Here is a 23,015-nt window from a genome sequence, read left to right on the forward strand (position 1 = left end):
CAAGGCGCTTTCCCGCTCCTTTCTTTCCGGATATTCTGGCTGCCTTCCTTTTCGATGGAGTTTCCCATGCGCCGCTTCAACGTCATGCTCAACGGCAGCCGGTTGATGATGTTCCCCTTCTATGTCTGCATCCTTATCTGTGTCGCCCTCCTGATGGTGAAGTTCGCCATGCAGCTCTATGTGCTGTGCCGCGACATCATCGACATCCACTATCTGGATCTCATCACGGGGGTACTCACCCTGGTGGACTTCGTGCTGGTCGCCCAGATGCTGATCCTGGTGGCCATCTGCGGCTACGTGCAGTTCATCAAGACTCCGGAGCAGCGAGCGGCCCTCGGCGACAACTGGCTCAGCAAGATCAACTTCGCGTCCCTCAAGCTCATCGTCATCAACTCTCTGGTGACCATCGCCGGCATCGAGGTGCTCAAAGCCTTCCTCGACGACGGCACCGGCAACGAGATCGAGATGAAGTGGTCGGTCATCGTCTTCCTCGCCTTCTCCACCGCGGCACTTATCTATGCGGTGACCGAGCGGCTGGCGGAGCACAAATAGGGCCCGGCGCCATTCAGGGTCTATTCATCAAGAGCCGAATTGATAACTCTTTTCATTACCCTTACTGCGTTATAAACTTGCTCCCCCCGGGCCGTACCGCCCGGGCGTTGGAGCAATCAATGACAAGCCTTTCCCTCTCACCCCGACAGTGCTGGCAGTGGCTGGCCTATCACCATCAGGCCGCCGAGGGCTCCCTCTACCTGATGTTTTTCTCCGGCCTGCTGCTGTGGGAGCCGCTGACCCCGGTCTGGTCCCTGGCACGCTGGAATCTGTTTCTCCATGTCATGCTCTCGCTCACCCTGTTTCCCTTGCTGTTTGGTGCCTTCTGGCTCTCTCATCGCAGTCTGCTGAGCAAGAGCCGCAAGCCTTTCTTGCGCACCACCGGGCGCATCATCGAAGCCTTGCTGCTGGTCTGTCTGGCCAGCGGCCTGCTGCTGGTGCTGCACGGCACCCCGGGGGATAGCCTCGGCAACCTTGCCAGCTGGACCCACTGGCTGAGCGCGCTCGCGTTGACGCCCCTGGTGCTGCGCCACGCCTGGCGCTGGACCATCTTGACATGGCGCACCTGATCTTATGTTGAAGTTGTTGTTATCCCTGATGTTCGCCGCCCTGCTGCCGGGGACTGCCTCCGCCCAGGAGATGGGCACCGCCATGATCGCCTATGACGAGGGCGACGCCCCTCGCCTGCTGGTGGCCAACCAGAGCGCTGGTTCGGTCACACTGCTTGAACGAGAAAGCGGCAAGCGACTCAACGAGGTGCAACTGGGGGGGGATCTGCGCCAGCTGGCCCGCGCAGACGACGGTACCCTGCTGGTCACCGATTACAGCGGCGATCGCCTGCTGCTGCTGGATGATGATCTCGACCTGGAAAAGGCGATCCCCACCGGCCATCGACCCTACGGCGTCATCTTCGACCCCAAACGGCGCTGGTTCTGGGTCAGCCTGTTCGAATCGGGTCGCCTGCAGGCCTATGACAGCTCGGGCAAGCTCCAGCTGGATGCAGAGACTGCCGAGACCCCGCGCGGGCTGGCATTGACCGACGACGATCGCCTGCTGCTCACCCACGCCATGACGGGCCAACTCGCCATCTATGATCTCGCCAGGCTTGAGAACGGCGCCAAAGGCGCGACCCTGCCCAAACCCAGGCTCATTACCCTGGCCGAGACCCACAGCGCCACACCAAGCAACTCCCAGGGCTTGCCGCGCCTGCTCGATGGCATCGCCCTCTCCCCCGATGGCAGCGAAGCCTGGCTGCCCCATGTGCTGTGGAGTTTCGACCACCCCTTCCAGTTTCAGAGCACCGTCTTCCCGGCGGTCTCCATCATAAATCTGGATGAAGAGAGTGAGCGCATCACTGAACGAGTAGACGAGCGCAAGCAGCTCTTTTTGCAGATCAACCTGCCAAACGTCGGCAACCGCAGCCAGATCGTCTCCAACCCGTTCACGGCGCGCTTCGCCGCCGACGGCAAGCGGGTCTATCTGACCCTGGCGGGCTCCGAGGACTTGCTGGTGTTCGACCTCTCGCGCAGCGGCAAGCAAAACAGCAACCGCCACCGCCGCAAGAAGTTCCAAGGAGGCGCCAAGGCGACCCAGCTGCTGCGCCACCTGCCGGGCCAGAATCCTCGGGACTTGCTGATCGATGGCGACCACATTCTGGTGCACAACGCCATGGGACAGGATCTCACCCGCCTCAGTACCGGCGGCAGCAGCCCCTTCGCCCGGGTGACAGTGGATGTGCCCCACTTCGCCAAACTGGTGGAGACGGATCCCCGCCCCGAGCCTCCCAAGCGCGGCGAGCGGTTGTTCAACCTGGGTAATACCGCCGCCAACAGCCGCTTCCCCATGGCCGGGGACAACTGGATGAGCTGCAACTCCTGCCATCTGGACGGCTTCAACTTCACCAACCGCCACCTGATGGCGGCCCATCGCCAGAAGAGCGGCGACAACGCCATCAACGGCCACGCCAACCTCGCCAACATGGTGGCGGGGGACTTTGTCGGCGAATACCTGCGCATGACTCAGCAAACCCAGGGCGGCATGGGCCACGACACCCGAGATGGCGCGGCAGTGGTGGATCCCGCCAAGCCCCAACCCGAAGTGCAGGCGATGATGGAGGATCTGCACGCCTTCGTGACGGCGGACGGCAACCTCCCCTATCTTGCCAACTGGCTGCGACTCGATGCCCCGCGCACAGATCCCGCCAAGGCGCCGACCACTCACCCGAAAGCGTGGCTCAACTCCGCCTCCTGCCAGAACTGCCACCAACAGGCCTTCAAAGACTGGAGCGAGAGCAACCACCGGCTGATGGGCAACTCCCACCCCTACTACAAGGTGGTGCAGGCGCTGGCCCGCGAGACCGAAGGGGAAGCGTTCGGCCAGTGGTGTCAGGGCTGCCACATGCCCCAGCAGGTGCTGAACGGCCAGCAGGATCTGCCCAAGGGTTCCCACATGTTTGAGCAGGGCGGCGCCTCGCTGGTTGCGGCCCACAAGGCAGGTGAACCGGTTGTCGAGGAAGGCACCGGCTGCGTGCTGTGCCATCGCATCACCAAACTCGAGGATGCTGGCGGCAACAGTGCCTTCACGGTGAACCTGAAAGACAGGGAGAGTTATGTGTTCGAGGATGCCCCGGGGGGCAGCCTTCAGCACTGGCTGGCCGAGCGGCAGATCAACTCCCGCCCCGCCATGCACAAGGCCTCCTACCAGAAGGATTTCTACCGGGATGCGGCCCTGTGCAAGTCGTGTCACAACGAGTTTGCCCCGGGCACCGGCGCCAACATCGTCAACACCTGGGATGAGTGGGAGAACTCCAGCTTCGCGAAAGCAGACGATCCCGCCAGGCGGCGCACCTGCATCGACTGCCACATGAATCCGGAGCCCGGCAACGGCGGCGAACCGGTAGCGGGCCAATCCACCGAAAACGGCCCGGTGAAGGAACGGCTCTATCGCCACAACTTCACCGGCGCCCAGCACCAGCTGGTGGGGCTGAGGAACCCGGCCCTCGAGCAGGAGAGCCTGGCACTGCTGCGCGCCAGCGCCACGCTCTCCGCCCGCATTGATGGGACTGTCGATAACCGCCAGTTGGTGGTGCGGGTTACCAACGTCGGCGCCGGCCACGCCCTCCCCACCGGGGTGGCCGATTTTCGCGAGATCTGGCTGGAGCTGACCGTCACCGACGCCAACGGAAACATCGTGCTCACCAGCGGCCAGCCGGTGAACAGCGCCGTGCCCGAGGATGCGCGCCTGTTCAGGAAGGTGTTCGGCGATGCCGAGGGCAAGCCGGTGGGACTCAAGTTCTGGCGCTACGCCAAGCTCCTTGAAGATACCCGCATTCCGGCCGATGGCTGGCGCGATGAAGTCTGGCCGCTGCCGGCGGATGCCCAAGGCCCCTTCAAGGCCGACATCAGACTCAATTTCCGCACCTACCCCAAGTGGGTCAGTGATGCGGTGCGCGCCGCCGAGCCGGACTTGCCGGCGCCACCCATAGTGCAACTCAATCGGCTGCAACTGACCCTGCAGCCCCTCCCCATCACGCCCGATACGGAGCCTCAATCCTGATGTTCGCAAGTTTTCTCATTACCCTACGTGAGGGGCTGGAAGCCTTCCTGCTGGTCGGCATCTGCCTCTCCTACCTCGCCAAGCTGGGGGCGAGCCGCTACAACAAGCTCATCTATCTGGGAGTCGGGCTCGGCCTTATCACCTCCCTCGTCGTCGCCTTCCTGTTCCAGGTGGTGGTGAGCCAGTTCGAGAGCGAGCGCTACAACCACCTGCTGATGGCGGGGATCCTGCTCTTCGCCACCCTGGTGCTCACCTACATGGCGATCTGGATGCAGAAGCAGGCCAAATCCCAGGTGGGGGCCATGACGGCACGCATCGATGCGGCCATCGATGGCGGCAACCTCTTTGGCCTGGTGCTGCTCGCCTTCCTCGCCGTGATGCGCGAGGGGTTTGAAACCGTGCTGTTCTTCTCGGCCCTGATCTACTCAGGGCAGGGGGTGGATCTGCATGAGGGGCTCATCGGCGCCTTGGGCGGATTGCTGGTCTCGGTGGCGTTGGTATGGGGGCTGCTGCGATCCACCCGCAAGGTGGCGCTGGCCCCCTTCTTCCGCTGGACCGGCCTGCTCATCATCATCATCGCCGCTGGCCTGCTCTCCTCTGCGGTCAACATGTTGCAGGCGGCAGACGTCATCACCTTCTGGACCACGCCCGTGTTCAACATCAGCCAGGTTCTCGACGATCGGGGGGTCTTCGGTACCTTCCTGCGCGCCCTGTTTGGCTACAATGCCTCGCCGGCCGGCCTGCAGCTGCTGACCTGGGCTGCCTATCTGGTCATCTTCGTCACCCTCTGGCATCGCAGCTATCAACCCAGGGCCCAAGGCTGATCGCGCGTTGCGCAGCTCCCTCAAAAGCGGCCAAGGGGCCGCTTTTTAAGCCTCTTCCTTTGCCAGATTTTTCGGATAGACAGTCATGAGCGACAACAACAAGAAAAACATTGCGGTGCTGGGTGCCGGTCCCGCAGGGCTGATGGCCGCCTGGCGCCTCTGCCAGGCCGGTTTTACGGTCACCCTGTTCGAGCAAGAGAGCGTGGTGGGCGGCATGTGCGCCACCCAGACCTTCAAGGGGCGCGACGGCGACTATCGCTTCGACTACGGCGGCCACCGCTTCATCACCAAGAACCCCGAGCTGCTCACCTTTATCGACGAGCTGATGGGGGACGACCTGCTCCACGCCGAGCGCAAGAGCGTGATCCGCTTTGGCGGGCGCACCTATGACTACCCCCTCAATCTGACCAACCTGCTCAAGACAGCGCCGCTGCCACTGATGGCCGGGGCGATGAAGGATCTGCTGCTGTTGCCCTTTGCCAAGAAGCCCACCGATTTTGCCAGGGCGAGCTTTGCCGAGTGGATCCAGAGCCACTTCGGTCGCACCCTCTATCGCCAGTTCTTCGAGGGCTACACCGGCAAGCTGTGGGGCATCAACCCTGACCGTCTCTCCGCCGACTGGGCCGGCCAGCGCATCAGCCTGATCGATCTCAAAGACGTGGCCCGCCGCCTGCTGCCAAGGCGCAGCGGCAACCTCTCGGTGCGTACCTATGCCCGCAAATATCGTTATCCAAAGTATGGCTTCGGCCAGATCTTCACCACCCTGGGCGAGCGGCTGGTGGCCGAGGGGGTAGAGCTCAAGACCGGCGCCACCATCACCCGCCTCGAGCAGGCTAATGGCCGCATCGAACGGGTTTATTGGTCACAAGTTGACGTTGAGCAGAGCGAGCGCTTTGATCAGGTGATCTCCACCCTGCCGCTGCCGCTCACCTGCCAGCATCTGGGCTTGCCGTGCGATCTGCACTACCGGTCGCTTCGCTTCGTCAATATGCCTCTCAAGCAGGAGAACCTGTCGGACAACACCTGGCAGTACCTCTCCGACCCCCATATTCTGGCCACCCGCCTGCAGGAGCCGCGCCGGCGCAGCCCCTTTATGGCACCCCAGGGCCAGACTTCGGTGATGCTGGAGATCCCCTGCAACCCGGGGGATGCCACCTGGCAGGCACCGCTGGCCGATCTGCGCGGCCGGGTCACCGCTGATCTCGCGAGCCTCGGCGTCGATACCCAGAAGCTTGGCGACGAGACCTTCGAGGCGCGCAGCGAGTACGCCTATCCGCTGATGGATTTGGGCTATCAGGCACGCCGCAACGAAGCCATCAAGGCGCTGATGCCGATCAATAACCTCATCATGACCGGCCGTCAGGGGACATTCCGCTACATCTTCACCGACACCGCCATGGAGATGGGCATGATGGCTGCCGACATGGTGATCGACGGGGTGGACAGACGCCACGCCATCTTCAATCATCGCAATGAAAATACTGTGATTGAAACCCAGAGCGTGGCCTGATGATTGTCGGTGCCCAACAAGTAGACAGACGCCGCAACACCTTCAATCATCGCAACAAAAACACCGTGATCGAAACCCAGAGCGTGGCCTGAGGGCCGCGCCATTGGCATAACCTTTTGGCATAAGTAAGGAGAACAGGATGAACATACGCCCGGGTTTACTTGCCCTCACCCTGCTGCTGACGCTGAGCGGCCAGGCGCAGGCTTACTCCTACGCCGCCGCCGGCAAAGAGCCGCTGATCGAGGCCCGTGAGGCGCTGCTTGGCGCCGCCACTGACGGCAAGGATGCCAGCGCCACCTTGAGCGAGATTGCCGACGAGCTCGCCTATCTGGAGCAGCATCACAAGGTCGAGTTGCAAGCACCGCTCGCGGCCGCTATCAAGGCCAAAGACGCCGCAGCGACCGCGGCCCTGCTCAACCGGGCCTACAAGGCGGAGATCGAACGCCGTCTCGAGGGGGCCAGCCAGAACCTTGGCGACTACCAGACCGCCAAGGTGCTGGTGGTCAAGAGCAAGCGCTTCCTCGACTTGATCCTCCCCTCCCTGAGCGAAGGGGATCGCAAGGCGGCCGATCAGGCACTGGCCAAGGTGCTCGACGCCATCGGCAACCCGGGAGTGTTCGGGGTGGGTGCCAAGCCTGCCGATGCCGCTGCCTTTAGTGATGCCGAAAAAGCGCTGATGGCCGTGCTGGCGCCGCTTTGATGGCCTCTCATCGATGACGACGGCCCCCCTCATCCCCAACCCTTCTCCCGCACGGGGAGAAGGGGGGCGTCGCCACGGCCGATTACGCTTCGCCAATCGACTCTACTTGCTTGCCCTGCTGCAACTGGCCTGGCTTGGCTGGCTGCTGACCTTCCCCGTTGCGCTCGATTCCGACGATGCCCTCAACTTTGCCCACGGGGTGGTGCGCTTCAGCGTGCTGGAGTTCTCCCCCCACTTTCCGGGCTACCCCGCCTTTATCTGGCTGGCGCGGCTGATCAATCTGGCGGTGGACGAACCGGCCCGGGCGGTGCTGTGGACAAGCCTCTTGGGGAGCAGTTTGCTGGCGCCGCTCGCCGCCTACCTCGCGGTCAGATTGTGGCAGCGGCCAAGCCTGCTGGCGCCGGTCTGGCTGCTGGTATTGGCCCTGCCGCTCACCCCGACGCTCGCCCTCTCCGGCCTGTCCGACGGGCCGGCGCTCGCGGCCTGGCTGGGCGCGCTGCTGGCCTTGCAACAGCGCAAGATAGCGCTGGCGGGTTTGCTGTTGGGCCTCATGCTGGCGCTGCGCCCCTCCTACTTCGTGCTGGCCCTGCTGCCCCTTTGGCTTGGGATGGCGCAGCAGGGCAACCGCGTCAGATTTGTGCTCCCTATCGCGCTGGTAGGGCTAGCCTGCCTGCTGTTTGTCTGGCAGGCCGACGGCTGGGCCTATTTTGCCGAGGGGCGGCGCTTTACCGACGGCCACTTTACCCTGTGGGGCAACACGGCGGCAGCCCACGGGGATCGACTGCTGAGCTGGGCGAATACCTTCAACGATCAGTTCACCCTGCTCTGGCTTTTGGCTGTCGGGGGACTGCTGGCGCAGCCTCTTTGGCAAAGGGTAAAGGGCCATGCCGCCCTCTCCCCGGCCTGGTCCCTCTACTGGCTCGCCCTGCTGCTCTGGACCCTGTTTGGCCAGAATCCGGACAATCCCCGCCATCTCGCGCCCATCACCCTGCTCGGCCTGGTGTTGCTGGCAGGCTGGCTGCCACGCCGAGGAGTTGGGCTGGTCGCGTTGGCCGGATTGCTGCTGCTCGCGGTGACCTTCACCCCACCCCGCCCATCCGCCATGGTGCAGGCGGCCAGAGTCGCCGAAAAAAACTGCCCGGCGCTGGTGACTCAGTGGGGAGTGAGGCTGCTTAGGGAAACCACAACCCTGCCCGTCACCGACGGCTGGTACCGGGGGGATGCCGCCCTTGCGCTCACCCAGGGGGCCTGCCGTCTCAGCCGCCGCCCCCTGGGGGCAGAGGCGCTGCCAGGCCCTTATGACACCCTCTGGCTTGCCCCCCGCTTTCACGCCGAACCCGGCCTCTGGCTCGCCCTGGCCCGCTGAACCGGGCGCTTGCGAGGGCATCGCACGACTCGTCTACACTCACAGCCGGGTCTGTCAGGAACCAGTGCAATGGAAAGAAACACGAGCGGAACCGGGGAGGGGATACGGGTCGTGCTGGCCCTGTTGCTGGCCTGCGCCCTGCTGATGCTGCCGCTCTGGTGGCAGGGGGGCAGCCAGGGACACGATCTGTTTCATCACCTGCTCTCCGGCCACTACTTTGCCCGCCAGCTCTGGCAGGGGGAGCTCTATCCCCGCTGGCTGATGGCCATGAACGGCGGCTTCGGCAGCCCCACCTTCTTCTTCTATCCCCCGCTCCCCTACTACGTCAGCGCCCTCTTTGCCGGGCCCGGTGCCCACCCCCAGCAGGCCATCTACCCTTTGCTTGGCAGCGCCACCCTGGCCCTGCTGCTCTCCGGGGTGTTTGCCTATCTGTGGCTGCGTGCCACCACGCCCCCTGGCCGGGCCCTGGCCGCCAGCCTGCTCTATCTGGCGCTGCCCTATCATGTCGCCATGGATCTCTATGCCCGCTTCGCCCTGGCGGAGTTCTGGGCCTTCGCCTGGGCCCCCCTTATCCTGCTAGGGCAGGATCGCGCCCACCGCGGACGACCTCAGGGGTTGCCCCTGCTGATCCTGGGGCTGGCGCTGCTGGCCTTCTCCCACCTCCCCAGCCTATTGCTCATGATGGGGCTGGTCACCTTGCGCGCCTTCTGGTTCGCCAGACGCACCCGCACTCTGACGCCCTGCTGGCAAGCCCTCGGCGCCCAGGGGGTGGGGCTTTGCATGGCAGCCGCCCTGCTGCTGCCCGCCCTGGCGGATCAGGGGGCCATCTCCATGGAGCTGATGCGCGGCGGCATGTTCGACTACAGGCGCAACTTTCTCGACCGCCTGCCCAGCGCCTGGGAGGACTGGCGTTTTCGCGGTCACCTGGCGTGGCAAAGCATGCTGACCCTGGCCCTGCTGCTCATCGCCTGGGCCGCCGCCCGGGAGCCGCGCCACCCCGAGCTGCTGTTCTGGGGGGCGATCGGCGTCGTCGCCTTCCTGATGATGCTGCCCCCGAGCCAGCCTCTCTGGAGCCTGCTTCCCCCCCTGCAGCGAGTGCAGTTTCCCTGGCGGCTCAACCTGTTGCTCGCCCTTGCCACGGTCGCCGTGGTGGCGCTCGGCACCCAGCCCCATCGTCTCTGGCAGGGGCTCTGGTGGGGAGTATTTCTGCTGACCCTCCTCTCCACCCTGGCCTATGTGCGTCACGCCCCCCTCACCCAGGCCCCCGAACGGGGGGCCATGGCATTCGAGTTCGACAGCAAGCGCAGTGCCCGGGAATACAGGCCAAGGCAGGTACCGGGAGGCATGTTCGCCCCGACCCTGCTCGCCTGGAAGGAGGAGTTCCAGCCGCCCGTCAGCGCCGAACCGCCAGGCGCAAGCTGGACCCTGACCCGCTGGCAACCCCGCGCCCTGGCGCTGGAGATCAAGGCCCGGGTGCCGACCCGGCTGGTCCTGCACCAATACCATTACCCCGGCTGGGAGGCCCGCCTCGACGGGCACCTGGCGCTGACGGTGAGCGCCAATCGCCAGGGGTTGATGCAACTCTGGGTTCCGGCGGGCCACCACAGCCTCACCCTGACCCTGGCGGCGCGCTGGCCGGAGCGCACCGGCAATGCCCTCTCCCTGCTCGGATGGCTTGCCTGGCTCTGGCTGCTCTGGCGCCACACCAGACAAAAGGGCATCGGGCAGGATGCACCTGATCGCGCCCGCCAAAACTGATAGACTCAACACCTGCCTCTTAACCCGGCCCAGCCCACGACTCGGATACCCTATGCCCCAAGCCAGCTCCCTCTCCCCCCGTTTCCTCTTCATCCTGCTCGGTGCCCTGGCGGGCCTGACTCCCCTCGCGGTGGACATGTATCTGCCCGCCATTCCCGCCATCGCCCGGGATCTGGCTACCAGCATCGACGGCGCCCAGCTCACCATCAGCGCCTTCCTGGGGGGCTTTGCCATCGGCCAGCTCTTTTACGGGCCGCTCGCCGACAGCTTCGGCAGAAAGCCGGTGATCCTGGCGGGCCTGACGATGTTTGCCGTGGCCTCCGTGGGCTGCGCCATGGCGGACTCCCTGCCTGAGCTCCTCGCCTGGCGCATGTTGCAGGCAGCTGGTGGGGCGGCTGGCTCGGTGGTGGTCAACGCCCTGCTGAGAGACCTGTTCGAGAAGGATGCGTTTTCCCGCGCCATGTCCTTCGTCATCCTGGTGATGACCCTCGCCCCCCTGGTGGCCCCCGTGGTGGGGGGGTACATCAGCGCTCACAGCGACTGGCGGGTCATCTTCTGGCTGCTGGTGGCCATCAGCCTGCTCATCTGCCTGGTGATGCAGTGGAAGATTGAGGAAACCATCAAACCCGAGCACAAGCAGCCCCTGCGACTCGGGCAGGTGCTTCGCAACTACTGGGGGGTGCTCTCCCACCGTGGTGCCATGGGCTATGTGCTGTGCGGCGCTCTGTCGAGCTCCGGCATGTTCGCCTTCCTGAGCGCCTCCCCCTATGTCTACATCGAGTATTTCAAGGTGCCGACCGAGCACTACGGCTGGCTCTTTGGCCTCAATATCCTGCTGATGATGGTGGTCACCTTCGCCAACAGCCGGCTGGTGAAAGGGGTGGGTGCCGAACGCATGCTGCGATACGGCCTGACCGTGCTGCCGCTCGCCGGGGCCCTGCTCATCTACAACGCCTGGAGCCAGATCGGCGGCCTGTGGGGCATCGTCATCCCGGTGGTGCTCTTCGTCGGCCACATCAGCCTGGTGGGGGCCAACGCCATGACCGGCCTGATGGGCCACTTCCCCCAGTCCGCAGGCACCGCCTCGGCGCTGGCGGGCACCCTGCGCTTTGGCCTTGGGGCCCTGGTGGGGGTCCTGGTCAACCTCAATCCCCCCGAATCGCCGCTCCCCATGGCCATCGCCATCGCCGGTTGCGGCCTGGGGTCGGCCCTCAGTTACTGGCTGCTGAGCGGCAAGCGCGTCCCCTGATGCCTTGCAATGAAAAAGCCCTGTCCATGGACAGGGCTTTTTCCATCGGGGCGCAGGCCTCAGTCATCGGCCTGCAACCCGCTGCGCGCCAGGATCTCGCTCTCCAGCCCATCCAGGCTTAGCTGGTTCTTCTTGCGCCAGTAGGCCTCAATCCCCTCCTGCCCCTGGCGTGCCGACCAGTTGGCGAGATCCTCCCTGTCCCCCTGATAGTCAAACAGGGGCACCGACATGCCGCACGACGTCTGGACCCGTTCAATGTCCAGCAGGAAGATCTGGCGAGCCGCGACGCTTGGGGGGAACAGCGCCAGCAACGACGGCCACTGCGGATCAGTGCGGTGCAGCACCCGTGCCTGGCCATAGGCTCGCAGAATAAGCGGCGCCCCCTCGAAGGCGCAGAACATCACCGTCATGCGCGGCTGTTGCAGCACCTGGGCTGCGGACTCGTTGCCGCTGCCGGTCAGGTTGAGCCAGGCCAGGGTGTGGGCATCGAGGACGCGCAGCGAATCCCCGCCCTTGGGGGAGAGATTGACCGATCCCTTCGCGGCTGCCGTACCGACAAAGAAGATCTTCTGCCCCTCGATAAAGGTGACATGGCGCGGCAAAAGCGCCTCGAACAGTTGTCCCATCCTGCCTCTCCATGGTGCCTGGAACCGGGTTGCCTAAAACAGGGCGCTGTTGAGCCACAGGTGCGCCCCTACGCCGACCATATAACCAAGCAAAATGGCAGGCAACCACTTGAGGTGCCCGACGAAGGTATACATGCCCCTGGCCTGCCCCATCAGGGTCACCCCGGCGGCGGAGCCGACCGAGAGCAGACTGCCCCCCACCCCGGTGGTCAATGTCACCAGCAGCCACTGCCCCGTGCTCATCTGCGGCTCCATGGAGAGCACGGCGAACATCACCGGAATGTTGTCGATCAGGGCGGAGAGCAGGCCGATGGCGACGTTGGCCAGGGTCGGATCGCCGCCGTCGTAGAGGAAATGGGAGGCAAGCGCCAGATACCCCATAAACCCGAGGCCGCCGACGCACATCACCACCCCGTAGAAGAAGAGCAGGGTGTCCCACTCCGCCTTGGCAATCTTGTTGAACACATCGAACGGCACCACCGAGCCCAGACGCAGCAGCCTGGCCTCGTCCCCGGTGCGCTCATACAGCGCCCGTGCCCGGGCCAGGGTGACGGGCTGGGTCTTTCGCAGATAGAAACTGAAAAATTGCAGGTAGCCCAGCCCCATCATCATGCCGAGCACGGGGGGCAACCCCAGGAAGTGATGGCAGGCGACGGCGGTCACTATGGTGAGCACAAAGAGCAGCACGATGACAACGGCGCCGCGCCTTGGCACCACCATCTCGCCCGGCATGGCGGGCACCAGACGGGGCACCATCAGGCTCATCAGGGTGGCCGGCACCAGGAAGTTGAGCAGGGCGGGGATGAAGAGCAGCAAGAACTGCTGGAACGGCACCTTGCCCGCCTGCCACACCATCAGGGTGGTGATGTCGCCAAAAGGGCTGAAGGCGCCGCCGGCATTGGCCGCCACCACTATGTTGATGCAGGCCAGGTTGATGAAGCGGCGATCCCCGTTGGCCACATTGAGCACCACGGTACACATCAGGAGTGCCGTGGTGAGGTTGTCCACCACGGGGGAGATGAAGAAGGCCAGAAATCCCGTGAGCCAGAACAGGGTGCGCAGGCTGAGCCCCGCCCGCACCAGGCGGGCGCGCAGGGCGGCAAACAGCAACCTGTCCTCCATAGCGTTGATGTAGGTCATGGCAACCAGCAGGAACAGCATCAGCTCGGCATACTCCAGCAGGTTTTGCCGAAACCCCTCGTGTGCCAGGGGGCTCTGTCCCTGCCCGGCATAGACGACGCCAATGGCTATCCAGATGATGCCGGCGGCCACCAGCACCGGCTTGGACTTTCGCAGCTTCAGGTACTCCTCGGCCATCACCAGGGCATAAGCCAGGGCGAAGATGGCGAGGGCGAAGAGCCCGACCCCGCTGTGGGTCAGATCGAGGGGGCCGTTGCCCGCAGCGGCGGGGGCACTGAGCAGGGCCGCCCCGGGCACGAGGCGAAGGAGTCCAGACATGGCGGCATCTCCTGGCAGGCGTCTGGCATTGAGGCTAGCAGCGCAAAGGGAAGCCGCCCTCCTTGTCATCCTGATGAGCGGCTCGCCGCGGGCACTCAGGCAAACATGAGCGAGGCCCGTTGCCGGGCCCCGTCATCAGGAGGTCTTCTTGCCAAAACCCGATTGCTTGAGGGTGTAGCCTGCGCTGTTTTGCCAGGCATCCAGCCCGCTTCGGTTGTTGCCCGCCACCAGGCTCGCGGCCAGGCTCGGGCTGTTGAAGAGCTGATCGGCGGTAAAGATGAAACCCCCTTCGGGGTGGGGAACGAGCACCCCCTTGCCCAGCAGCTCCTGGCGCAGCTCGATCACCGCCTCGCGCAGGGAGGCCGCATCCTCGCCGTTGGCGGTGGAGCCCGCCTGGACCATGAAGCCGGGGTTTTGCCGCTTGCCCACCGGATAACCATGGGCCTCTGCCCCCTTGCCGTTGAAGTGGTAGAGCTCGCGCTCCCCCGGCTTGTTGTCGGAGAGGGCCTTTTGCAGGGTCATCAGCTCGTTGTAGATATCGATGGGGACCACGGCAGCCTGCTTGACGCCCTTGCTGTCGACGATAAAACTGACTTGCTTGTGTAACATCCTTGCTCATCCTGTGACCCATGGAAGGCCCTATTCTAACCACCTCAGGCGAGCGGGATCCAGCGAGGATCCCCATCCCTTTTGCAGGCGCGATCACTAAGGAAGGTGCGAACAAGTCCCTGATATGAGATCATGTTTGTCATCTGGAGCCATGGAACAGGGTTCATCATGAGTCATCAACTTACCTTCGCCGACAGTGAATTCAGCAGTAAGCGCCGTCAGACCAGAAAAGAGATTTTCTTGTCCCGCATGGAGCAGATTCTGCCATGGCAAAACATGGTGGAAGTCATCGAGCCGTTTTACCCCAAGGCTGGTAATGGCCGGCGACCTTATCCGCTGGAAACCATGCTACGCATTCACTGCATGCAGCATTGGTACAACCTGAGCGATGGCGCGATGGAAGATGCTCTGTACGAAATCGCCTCCATGCGTCTGTTTGCCCGGTTATCCCTGGATAGCGCCTTGCCGGACCGCACCACCATCATGAATTTCCGCCACCTGCTGGAGCAGCATCAACTGGCCCGCCAATTGTTCAAGACCATCAATCGCTGGCTGGCCGAAGCAGGCGTCATGATGACTCAAGGCACCTTGGTCGATGCCACCATCATTGAGGCACCCAGCTCGACCAAGAACAAAGAGCAGCAACGCGATCCGCAGATGCATCAGACCAAGAAAGGCAATCAGTGGCACTTTGGCATGAAGGCCCACATTGGTGTCGATGCCAAGAGTGGCATGACCCACAGCCTAGTCACCACCGCTGCCAACGAGCATGACCTCAATCAGCTGGGTAATCTGCTGCATGGAGAGGAGCAATTTGTCTCAGCCGATGCCGGCTACCAAGGGGCGCCACAGCGCGAGGAGCTGGCCGAGGTGGATGTGGACTGGCTGATCGCCGAGCGCCCCGGCAAGGTAAGAACCTTGAAACAGCATCCACGAAAGAACAAAACGGCCATCAACATCGAATACATGAAAGCCAGCATCCGGGCCAAGGTGGAGCACCCATTTCGCATCATCAAGCGACAGTTCGGCTTCGTGAAAGCCAGATACAAGGGGTTGCTGAAAAACGATAACCAACTGGCGATGTTATTCACGCTGGCCAACCTGTTTCGGGCGGACCAAATGATACGTCAGTGGGAGAGATCTCACTAAAAACTGGGAATAGCGCCTTAAATGGCGAAGAAACGGTCTAAATAGGCTGATTCAAGGCATTTACGGGAGAAAAAATCGGCTCAAACATGAAGAAATGAAATGACTGAGTCAGCCGAGAAGAATTTCCCCGCTTATTCGCACCTTCCCTAGAGCACCCACCTATTAGCCAACCAACAAGACCCGGCAGAATTCATTCTGCCGGGTCTTGTTCATTTCGCCGCCTGCGCCACCAGATACAGGATGCTGTGATAAGAAATGCCGGCGTGCTGGCTCAGCCCCATCTCGCAGGTGCGGCTGTTGCTGAAACCCTGGCGGCAATGGCTTGGTACCTGCGCGGGCAGGCTGGCGAGCGCGGCAGCGTTTAGCTCCGGGGTCATCAACCCCTTGTCGCCGGCAAAGCCGCAGCACTGGATATGCTCCGGCACTATCACCTCCCGGGCGCAGGCACGGGCGACGCTGAGCATCGCCTCCCCCAGCCCCATGCGCCGGCTACTGCAGGTGATATAGAGCATCACGGTCTCATCGATGGGGGTCAGCTCAAGGTGCGGCAGCAGGTGTTCCAGCACAAAAGCGGAGGGCTCGAATATGCGCAGGCCCTTGCCCAGTGCCCCCGAGAGCAGCCGCTGCACGCAGGGACTGGTGTCGAGCAGCACGGGCCAGCGGCCGGCTTCGCTTGCCTGCCACAAGGCCTCGGCCAGCTCACTGCGCTTGGCCTGTGCCACCTCGACCATCCCCTTGCTGTCATAGGGCATGCCGCAGCAGAGCCCCTCAACTCTCACCGGCACTATGACCCGGCAACCCGCCTTCTTGAGCAGGGATAACACCACGTCCGGCAGTGACGGGGCATCCTCCTGCTGGCCGAATACCCGGCTGGCGCACGACGGCAGATAAACCACAGCGCGCTCGCTGGGTCCGCTATGGCTCCCCTTCCCTGGCGGCCACTGGTAGCGGCTCGGCCCCGGCAGGGTCGGCAGCCAGGCGGGTGTGCGCTGACCGCTCAGATGGCGAACCCCGTTCACCAGCCCTGCCAGCGCTTTTTCCCCCAGCAGCTTGCCGGCAATGGCTTTGAGGCCCAGCGCACCGCGGGCCGTGCGGGTGACGCCGGCGAAGTGATCGGCGCTCCAGCGGGCGATGGGCACGAAGCGCTGGTACTTGTCGCTGCGCAGCTTCTTGATAAGGCTGCCGGTGTTGATGCCCACCGGGCAGCGATCGGCGCAGAGCCCGGTCGCGGCGCAGGTGTCGATGCCCTGATAGTCAAACAGCCGGGCAAGATCCCCTGCCGCTTCACCGCTGCGACCACGGCGCGACAACTCCCGATAGAGCACGATGCGCTGGCGCGGCGACAGTGACAGGGTGCGCGAGGGGCAGACCGCCTCGCAAAAGCCGCACTCGATGCACGGATCCACGATGGCATCGCTCGCCGGCATGGGCTTGAGGTGGGCAAGGTGGGCCTTGGGGTCGTCGTTGATGATGACGCCGGGATTGAGCAGGCCGTCCGGGTCCAGCAGCGCCTTGATGCGGCGCATCAGCGCCATCCCCTCTGGCCCCCATTCGAGCTCCACATAGGGGGCCATGTTGCGGCCGGTGCCGTGCTCGGCCTTGAGGGACCCGCCAAAGCGCACCGCGACCAGCTCGGCCACCGCATCCATAAAGGCGCCGTAGCGGGCCACCTGGGCCGGATCGTCAAAGCCCTGGGTAAAGACGAAGTGCAGATTCCCCTCCAGCGCGTGGCCGAAGATGATCGCCTCACCGTACTCGAAGCGATCAAACAGTTGCTGCAACCCCGCCACCCCTTCGGCCAGACGCTCGATGGGAAAGGCAACATCCTCGATGATGACGGTGGTGCCGGTGGTGCGCACCGCCCCCACCGCCGGGAAAAGCCCCTTGCGAATGGCCCAGAGCCCGGCGCTGTCGCTGGTAAAAGGCACAGAGGCGACCTGAACGAACTCGGCGGCCATGGCCGTCACCTGCTCGCAGCGATCCACCAGCTCTTCCTTCGATTCCCCATGCACCTCGACAAGCAGGGCGCAGGCAGCCAGATCCAGGGTCTTGATAAAGTCCGGCAGGCCGGGCTTGCCCGCCACCGAGCGAAGGGAGCGCCCATCCATCAGCTCCACCGCCGCCACCGGCGCACTTTTCAGGCGCGAGGTGGCCAGACAGGCCTGCTCGGCGTCCCGAAACACCAGCAGGGCCGAGGCCTTGTGGGGGTATTCCGGCACGGTGTCGAGCACTACCTCGGCGATAAAACCGAGGGTCCCCTCCGAGCCAATCATCAGGTGGGTGAGGATATCGACGGGGTCCTCATGGTCGAGCAGGGCGTTGATGGCGTAGCCGGTGGTGTTCTTGAGCCGGTACTTGTGGCGGATCTTGGCGGCAAGCTCGGCATTCGCCAGCACTTCGGTGCGCAGGGCGGCGAGTCCCGAGAGCAGCTCCGGGCGTTTGGCCGCAAAGGCGGCGCGGCTCTGGGGATCGCCACTGTCCAGCACGGTGCCATCGGCCAGCAGCAGGGTCATGGCGTGCAATGTGTGATAGCTGTTATGGGCGGTGCCGCAGCACATGCCGCTCGCGTTGTTGGCGGCGATGCCGCCGAGCTTGCAGGCGTTGATGGAGGCGGGATCCGGCCCAATCTTGCGCCCCAGGGGCGCCAGATAACGGTTGGCATCGGCGCCGATCACCCCGGGTTGCAGGGCAATGCGCGCACCCTCGTCCAGAATGCGGTGGCCGCGCCAGCTGTCGGTCAGGGTGATGAGTACCGAATCGCTCAGGGCCTGGCCCGAGAGGCTGGTGCCGGCGGCGCGAAAGGTGCACGGCAGGTTCAATTCGCGGCACACCCCGAGCACGAAGCGCACTTCATCGAGGGAATCGAGGCGCACGATGCGCTCGGGCACCAGCCGGTAGAAGCTGGCGTCCGTGCCGTGGGCCAATCGCAAGTCCGGGTCGCTCACCAGCCGCTCCGGCGGGATACGCGAGAGCACGGCGGCGTCAAATTGGTTCCAGGGCATCAGCAATCCTCCACCAGCACCACCAAGAGGCGGCTCGGGCCGTGGGCACCGTAGGCCAGGGTCTGCTGGATGTCGGCGGTCTTGGAGGGGCCGGAGACCAACAGCAGGTTGGTGGGCATGGCCTGCTGCCAGCGCCCGGCCGCCACCAGCCCGGCCAGGTTGTCGGCGATGGTGGAAGCCGCCAGCAACGCGATATGGCAGGGGGGCACCAGGGACAAGGTGCGCGGCTCGCCACCATCGGGCAGCAACACCAGGGTGCCGGTATCGGCGATGGCCCCCGCGCAGTGGGTGATGCCGGCCTGACGAGTGTCGAACAGATCGTCCTTCCAGCCGGAAAACTCCCCCGCCGGGGTCAACACAGATCGCCCGGCGCAAGCCGCCGCGACCGCCGCCTGCCAGCGACCGCCCTGGCCACAGGCCAGATGCGTCACGCCTTCTTGATCCAGCCAGGCGGCCAGATCCCGGGCCAGGTTTGCCTGTTGGACTGTGAGGATCTCGGCATGGCTGGCGCTGATCCCGGCAACAAAGCGCTCACGCCGCGCCTGTTCATCCTCCCCGCGCCAGGGCTGCCAGCCATGGGGGGCGTGGGCAATGGGGGTGGCGGCACCGCGCAGGCGGCTTAATATGACCTCTTTGCTCGACATCTCAGGACTCCTTCTTCTTCTGGCGCAGCAGGGCGTGCAGGCTCTGGGGGGCGGGTTTGGGGGCTTCGCGGCACTGGGTCCAGGGGCCCAGGTGTTTGGGCATCAAGCCCCGCAGGCGACCGGCCACCCCGGTTGCGGCGTGGTAGAGGCGCGGGTGGGTGGCGGCAAAGGCAAAGCCCTGCATGGCGAGGGTCTCGAGCCGGCTTTTGGCCGCCCCCTGCCCCGCCAGCGGTTCGTGACCGGGCTGTGCGTCGTGCTTGGCCTCCCGGCGCAGGCGCTGCAACAGGTCGGGAATGGGGATGCGCACCGGGCACACCTCGCCGCAGGCACCGCACAGGCTCGATGCGGTCACCAGATCGCTGGTGCTCTCCAGCCCCAGCAGGTGGGGGGAGATGATTTTGCCGATGGGCCCCGGGTAGATGGTGCCATAGGCGTGGCCGCCGATGCGGGTGTAGACCGGGCAGTGGTTCATGCAGGCGCCGCAGCGGATGCACTGCAATGTCTTGCGCAACTCCTCGTCCCGGTAAGCCTGGCTGCGGCCGTTGTCCAGCAGCACCAGGTGCACCTCGTCCGGGCCGTCCAGCTCCCCTGCCTGGCGCGGGCCGCTGATGACGTTGAAGTAGGTGGTGATGGCCTGGCCGGTAGCCGAGCGGGTCAGGGCGCTGTAAAGCGGCGGCACGTCGGATAGGCACTCCACCACCTTCTCGATGCCGGTGATGGCCACGTGGACTTTCGGCACAGTGGTGCACATGCGCCCGTTACCCTCGTTCTCCACCAGACAGAGGCTGCCAGTCTCCGCCACCGCGAAGTTGACGCCGGAGAGCCCCATGCCGGCGCGGCGAAACTCTTCGCGCAGGGCCCGCCGCCCGGTCTGGATCAGTTCGTCCACGTCCGTGGTGGGGGTGAAGCCTTCCAGGTTGCTTGCGAAGGTGTCGCTCACCTCCTGCTTGTTCTTGTGGATGGCGGGCATGATGATGTGTGACGGGGTGTCGCCGTCGAGCTGGACGATAAACTCCCCCATGTCGCTCTCAAGGCAGCGGATGCCGTGGCGCGCCATCTCGTGGTTGAACCCCACCTCCTCGCTCACCATGGACTTGCCCTTGACGATGCTGCTCACCCCGTGTTGCTGGGCGATGCGAAGGATGATGGCGTTGGCCTCGGCCGGCGTCTGGGCCCAGTGCACCTTGATGCCGTTGCGCTCGCAGTTGGCCTCGAGCTGCACCAGGAGTTCCGGCAGGCGCGAGAGACAGCGCTGGCGGATTTGCTCCGCCGCATCGCGCACCGCCGCTTCTTCGGCGGGGTCGGCGAAGGCATCCCGGCGCTTGCCGCGCAGGTAATCCATGGCGCCGCGAAAATTCTGGCGCAGCACCGGGTCGGCCAGAGCCGCCTCGGCCTGGGGATGGAAGCGGCGCGGCGAATACTTGGCGTGATCAGACATGGGGCTGGGCCTCTTTGGTATGAGCCAAATCGCTAACAGCGACGCCGTTATGAGCTATTTCGTCACTGTCGGGGCGGCTGTGGGCGAGCAGGAAGCTCGCCAGGTGGGTGGCAGGCAAGATCCTGCCCTGATAGGCCAGGGATCCCTTGATGTTCAAGAGGCACCCCCAGTCGGCGCTCACCAGGGTGTCGGCGCCGGTGGCCAGCAGGTGGCGGGTCTTGTCCTCCACCATGGCCTGGCTGATGTGGGGGTGGCGCACCGAGAAGGTGCCGCCAAAGCCGCAGCACTCGCTCTCGTAGGCCTGTTCATGCAAGGTGACGCCATCGAGCTGCCCCAGCAGGCTGCGGGCCGTGGTGTGTACCTGCATCTCGCGCCGGGCCGAGCAGGAGGTGTGCATGACGATGCTCGCCTCCCCCACCCCGTGCCAGCGCACCCGGCAGATCCGGGCCAGAAACTCGGTGAGCTCGAACACCCGATCGCAAAAATCGGCCACCTCGGGGCTCTCGGGGAAGAGGCGGCGGTAGTGGTGGTGCATCATGCCGCCGCAGGAGCCCGACAGCACCACCACCGGCCAGGGCTCGGGGAAGAGCGCCATCTGGCTTTGCGCCACCTTGCGCGCCTCCTCCTCGTGACCCGAGGTGTAGGCTGGCTGCCCGCAGCAGGTCTGTTTCTCGACAAAGTGCACCCTTATCCCTTCCCGCTCGATCAGGGCGATGGCATCGAGCCCCGCCACCGGGTCGAACAGGTCCACCAGACAGGTGGCGTAGAGATAGACATCGGCCGGCTTGGCCGGGTAGACCCGCATTACCTTCATCACTTGCTCTCCTTACTTGAGCTGCAGCAGTGCGTCCGAGATGTGGAAGCTGTACATGAGCGCCAGCCCGATAAGGCCGGTGACCAGCAGGTAGTAGAGGGTCGGCAGCGCCGTCTTGCGCAGCGTCGCCCCCTCACGACCGAGCAGCCCCACGGTGGCCGAGGCCGCCACCACGTTGTGAATGGCAATCATGTTGCCGGCCGCCGCACCGACTGCCTGCAGGGCCAGCATGGCGGCGGTGGAGACCCCCAGGGTCTGGGCCACCTCGAACTGGAACTGGCTGAACATCATGTTCGATACCGTGTTGGAGCCGGCGATAAAGGCCCCCAGCGCGCCGATGGTGGCGCTGAGGGCCGGGAAGAACTCCCCCACCAGCCCGGCGGCAAAGTTGGCGGTGGTCACCGGCATGCTGGCGAGATCCGCCCCGTTGACGCCGGAGTTGATGAAGATACGCACCATGGGCACGGTGAAGATGAGCACGAAGCCGGCGCCGATCAGGGTGCGGCTGGACTCCCCCAGCGCCCGACCGAAGGGGGCGAGGGAGCGCGACTGCAGCCAGGTGGCGAGCAGGGCGCAAAGCACCAGCAGGCCCCCCGGCAGGTAGAGCGGCTCAATGGACGCGCTGACCCCCTTCTCACCCAGCAGATCCGTGAAGGCGAGGCTCACCGACAGGAGGCTCGCCTTGAACTCCGGACTCACCCGGCTCGCCACCAGCAGGAGCGCCAGCGCCACATAGGGGAGCCAGGCCAGCATGAGCGACATGGGGCGACCGGCGGCCTCTTTGAGATCGAGCTTCAAGGAGCCCAGCCACTCGGCGGGCCACTCGTTCTCGGGGGCGAAATCCCAGGAATTCTTGGGCACCAGAAAACCGGCTCGCGCCGCCGTCACCACCAGGGCCAGCCCCACCAGACCGCCGATGAGGGACGGGAACTCGGGGCCGAGCAGCATGCCGGTGAGGGCATAGGGGACGGTGAAAGCGAGCCCGGCGAAAATCGCAAACGGCAGGATGGAGAGCCCCTCGGTCCAGCTGCGGTTGCGGCCGAAGAAGCGGGTCAGCATCATCACCATCAGCACCGGCATCAGGGTGCCGACGGTGGCGTGAATGAGGGCCACGTTGGTGGTCACCTGTTGCAGGTAGATGTCCCAGCTGCTGCCACCGGCGCTCAGGGTCTGGCCGATGGCCTGGTTATCCAGCCCCTTGTTGATGCCCACCAGGATGGGGGTGCCCACCGCGCCGAACGACACCGGGGTGGACTGGATCATCATGCCGAGCAGCACCGCGGCGAGCGCCGGAAAGCCGATGGCCACCAGCAGCGGCGCGGCGATGGCGGCCGGGGTGCCAAAGCCCGAGGCCCCTTCGATAAAGGCGCCGAAGCACCAGGCGATGATGATGGCCTGGATGCGCCTGTCCGGCGAGATGTTGGTAAAACCGCCGCGAATGGCGGTGATGGCACCGGTGTGCTTGAGGGTGTTGAGCATCAGGATGGCGCCGAACACGATCCAGAGCACGGTCACCGTGATCACCAGCCCCTGCAGGGTGGAGGCGAAGACCCGGGTCGGGCTCATCTGCCAGCCCCAGAGGGCGATGAACACGGTCAACAGGAAGGCGACGGGCATGGCGCGCTTGGCGGGCCAGTTGAGGCCGACCAGCAGCACGGCGGCCACCAGGATCGGCGAGAAGGCCACCAGGGCCAGCAGGGTGTCTGTCATCATTGCGTCCTTGTCCAGAGGGGTGCAGAGGCGCACCTTGTTGTTGTTTTG

The 23,015-nt window shown here is 64.6% G+C and carries 18 protein-coding genes; 10 read left to right on the forward strand and 8 right to left on the reverse strand.

The genetic code is table 11. The features are described from left to right. Window positions 1-66 precede the first annotated feature (66 nt). The 9 genes from KI797_RS12340 (at window position 67) to KI797_RS12380 (ending at window position 11,514) form a co-directional block, all read left to right on the forward strand. Window positions 67-552 carry a YqhA family protein gene (locus tag KI797_RS12340; protein WP_010674393.1) on the forward strand — a complete coding sequence of 162 codons (486 nt, stop codon included), beginning with the start codon at window positions 67-69 and terminating at the stop codon, window positions 550-552. A 119-nt stretch (window positions 553-671) separates the two neighbouring features. Continuing rightward, window positions 672-1,121, forward strand: a complete 450-nt coding sequence (locus KI797_RS12345) for a hypothetical protein (RefSeq protein ID WP_226169528.1) — start codon at window positions 672-674, stop codon at window positions 1,119-1,121. A gap of 4 nt (window positions 1,122-1,125) precedes the next feature. After that, on the forward strand, window positions 1,126-4,107 hold the full coding sequence (locus KI797_RS12350) for a YncE family protein (protein WP_226169529.1): 2,982 nt from the start codon (window positions 1,126-1,128) through the stop codon (window positions 4,105-4,107). Then, window positions 4,107-4,931 carry an FTR1 family iron permease gene (locus KI797_RS12355; RefSeq protein WP_182785678.1) on the forward strand — a complete coding sequence of 275 codons (825 nt, stop codon included), beginning with the start codon at window positions 4,107-4,109 and terminating at the stop codon, window positions 4,929-4,931. Before KI797_RS12350 ends, KI797_RS12355 begins: the two co-directional genes overlap by 1 nt. Window positions 4,932-5,016: 85 nt before the next feature. Then, window positions 5,017-6,441, forward strand: coding sequence for an FAD-dependent oxidoreductase (locus tag KI797_RS12360; protein ID WP_226169531.1), 1,425 nt, complete (start codon window positions 5,017-5,019; stop codon window positions 6,439-6,441). Window positions 6,442-6,580: 139 nt separating this feature from the next. Continuing rightward, window positions 6,581-7,141 (forward strand): hypothetical protein, encoded by a 561-nt coding sequence (locus KI797_RS12365; protein ID WP_226169533.1) that lies wholly within the window; start codon window positions 6,581-6,583, stop codon window positions 7,139-7,141. 106 nt (window positions 7,142-7,247) lie between these two features. Beyond that, window positions 7,248-8,507: a hypothetical protein gene (locus KI797_RS12370; RefSeq protein WP_226173108.1), complete on the forward strand. Its 1,260-nt coding sequence runs from the start codon at window positions 7,248-7,250 to the stop codon at window positions 8,505-8,507. A gap of 69 nt (window positions 8,508-8,576) precedes the next feature. Further along, the gene (locus KI797_RS12375) at window positions 8,577-10,265 is read left to right on the forward strand and encodes a hypothetical protein (RefSeq protein ID WP_226169535.1); all 1,689 of its coding nucleotides are present in this window, start codon (window positions 8,577-8,579) and stop codon (window positions 10,263-10,265) included. 52 nt (window positions 10,266-10,317) lie between these two features. Beyond that, window positions 10,318-11,514, forward strand: coding sequence for a Bcr/CflA family multidrug efflux MFS transporter (locus tag KI797_RS12380; RefSeq protein WP_226169536.1), 1,197 nt, complete (start codon window positions 10,318-10,320; stop codon window positions 11,512-11,514). A gap of 59 nt (window positions 11,515-11,573) precedes the next feature. Here the strand turns inward: KI797_RS12380 and KI797_RS12385 are convergent, their stop codons facing one another. From KI797_RS12385 to KI797_RS12395, 3 genes are all read right to left on the reverse strand, one after another. Next, entirely contained in the window at window positions 11,574-12,140 is a 567-nt protein-coding gene (locus KI797_RS12385; RefSeq protein ID WP_128345226.1) for a pyridoxamine 5'-phosphate oxidase family protein, read from the reverse strand. A gap of 33 nt (window positions 12,141-12,173) precedes the next feature. Next, a complete protein-coding gene (nhaD, locus tag KI797_RS12390; protein ID WP_226169537.1) occupies window positions 12,174-13,598 on the reverse strand; it encodes a sodium:proton antiporter NhaD in 1,425 nt (474 codons plus the stop codon). A 135-nt stretch (window positions 13,599-13,733) separates the two neighbouring features. Beyond that, a complete protein-coding gene (locus KI797_RS12395; protein ID WP_010674381.1) occupies window positions 13,734-14,207 on the reverse strand; it encodes a DUF4357 domain-containing protein in 474 nt (157 codons plus the stop codon). A gap of 168 nt (window positions 14,208-14,375) precedes the next feature. Here KI797_RS12395 and KI797_RS12400 point away from each other — a divergent pair, with 168 nt between their 5' ends. Next, window positions 14,376-15,356 carry an IS5-like element IS5 family transposase gene (locus KI797_RS12400; RefSeq protein WP_226172994.1) on the forward strand — a complete coding sequence of 327 codons (981 nt, stop codon included), beginning with the start codon at window positions 14,376-14,378 and terminating at the stop codon, window positions 15,354-15,356. A 209-nt stretch (window positions 15,357-15,565) separates the two neighbouring features. On the opposite strand, the gene KI797_RS12405 is transcribed toward KI797_RS12400, so the two are convergent. Genes KI797_RS12405 through KI797_RS12425 form a run of 5 tightly spaced genes read right to left on the reverse strand, consistent with a single transcriptional unit; the run spans window position 15,566 to window position 22,964 of the window. Beyond that, window positions 15,566-18,358: an FAD-binding and (Fe-S)-binding domain-containing protein gene (locus KI797_RS12405; RefSeq protein WP_226169538.1), complete on the reverse strand. Its 2,793-nt coding sequence runs from the start codon at window positions 18,356-18,358 to the stop codon at window positions 15,566-15,568. Continuing rightward, window positions 18,358-19,002, reverse strand: coding sequence for a LutC/YkgG family protein (locus KI797_RS12410; RefSeq protein ID WP_226169539.1), 645 nt, complete (start codon window positions 19,000-19,002; stop codon window positions 18,358-18,360). Before KI797_RS12410 ends, KI797_RS12405 begins: the two co-directional genes overlap by 1 nt. A gap of 1 nt (window position 19,003) precedes the next feature. Then, window positions 19,004-20,440 carry a LutB/LldF family L-lactate oxidation iron-sulfur protein gene (locus KI797_RS12415; protein WP_226169540.1) on the reverse strand — a complete coding sequence of 479 codons (1,437 nt, stop codon included), beginning with the start codon at window positions 20,438-20,440 and terminating at the stop codon, window positions 19,004-19,006. Then, window positions 20,433-21,254, reverse strand: coding sequence for a (Fe-S)-binding protein (locus tag KI797_RS12420; protein WP_226173111.1), 822 nt, complete (start codon window positions 21,252-21,254; stop codon window positions 20,433-20,435). Before KI797_RS12420 ends, KI797_RS12415 begins: the two co-directional genes overlap by 8 nt. A gap of 12 nt (window positions 21,255-21,266) precedes the next feature. Continuing rightward, window positions 21,267-22,964: an L-lactate permease gene (locus tag KI797_RS12425; RefSeq protein ID WP_041215398.1), complete on the reverse strand. Its 1,698-nt coding sequence runs from the start codon at window positions 22,962-22,964 to the stop codon at window positions 21,267-21,269. Window positions 22,965-23,015: the final 51 nt, after the last annotated feature.

Source organism: Aeromonas media, from assembly GCF_020423125.1.
GTDB classification, from domain to species: domain Bacteria; phylum Pseudomonadota; class Gammaproteobacteria; order Enterobacterales; family Aeromonadaceae; genus Aeromonas; species Aeromonas media.

Excerpts from the sequence above, each read along its gene's own strand:
- KI797_RS12340 (WP_010674393.1), top strand. The coding sequence starts at position 67 with ATGCGCCGCTTCAACGTCATGCTCAACGGCAGCCGGTTGATGATGTTC.
- KI797_RS12345 (WP_226169528.1), top strand. The coding sequence starts at position 672 with ATGACAAGCCTTTCCCTCTCACCCCGACAGTGCTGGCAGTGGCTGGCC.
- KI797_RS12350 (WP_226169529.1), top strand. The coding sequence starts at position 1,126 with ATGTTGAAGTTGTTGTTATCCCTGATGTTCGCCGCCCTGCTGCCGGGG.
- KI797_RS12355 (WP_182785678.1), top strand. The coding sequence starts at position 4,107 with ATGTTCGCAAGTTTTCTCATTACCCTACGTGAGGGGCTGGAAGCCTTC.
- KI797_RS12360 (WP_226169531.1), top strand. The coding sequence starts at position 5,017 with ATGAGCGACAACAACAAGAAAAACATTGCGGTGCTGGGTGCCGGTCCC.
- KI797_RS12365 (WP_226169533.1), top strand. The coding sequence starts at position 6,581 with ATGAACATACGCCCGGGTTTACTTGCCCTCACCCTGCTGCTGACGCTG.
- KI797_RS12375 (WP_226169535.1), top strand. The coding sequence starts at position 8,577 with ATGGAAAGAAACACGAGCGGAACCGGGGAGGGGATACGGGTCGTGCTG.
- KI797_RS12380 (WP_226169536.1), top strand. The coding sequence starts at position 10,318 with ATGCCCCAAGCCAGCTCCCTCTCCCCCCGTTTCCTCTTCATCCTGCTC.
- KI797_RS12385 (WP_128345226.1), bottom strand. The coding sequence starts at position 12,140 with ATGGGACAACTGTTCGAGGCGCTTTTGCCGCGCCATGTCACCTTTATC.
- nhaD (WP_226169537.1), bottom strand. The coding sequence starts at position 13,598 with ATGTCTGGACTCCTTCGCCTCGTGCCCGGGGCGGCCCTGCTCAGTGCC.
- KI797_RS12395 (WP_010674381.1), bottom strand. The coding sequence starts at position 14,207 with ATGTTACACAAGCAAGTCAGTTTTATCGTCGACAGCAAGGGCGTCAAG.
- KI797_RS12400 (WP_226172994.1), top strand. The coding sequence starts at position 14,376 with ATGAGTCATCAACTTACCTTCGCCGACAGTGAATTCAGCAGTAAGCGC.
- KI797_RS12405 (WP_226169538.1), bottom strand. The coding sequence starts at position 18,358 with ATGCCCTGGAACCAATTTGACGCCGCCGTGCTCTCGCGTATCCCGCCG.
- KI797_RS12410 (WP_226169539.1), bottom strand. The coding sequence starts at position 19,002 with ATGTCGAGCAAAGAGGTCATATTAAGCCGCCTGCGCGGTGCCGCCACC.
- KI797_RS12415 (WP_226169540.1), bottom strand. The coding sequence starts at position 20,440 with ATGTCTGATCACGCCAAGTATTCGCCGCGCCGCTTCCATCCCCAGGCC.
- KI797_RS12420 (WP_226173111.1), bottom strand. The coding sequence starts at position 21,254 with ATGAAGGTAATGCGGGTCTACCCGGCCAAGCCGGCCGATGTCTATCTC.
- KI797_RS12425 (WP_041215398.1), bottom strand. The coding sequence starts at position 22,964 with ATGACAGACACCCTGCTGGCCCTGGTGGCCTTCTCGCCGATCCTGGTG.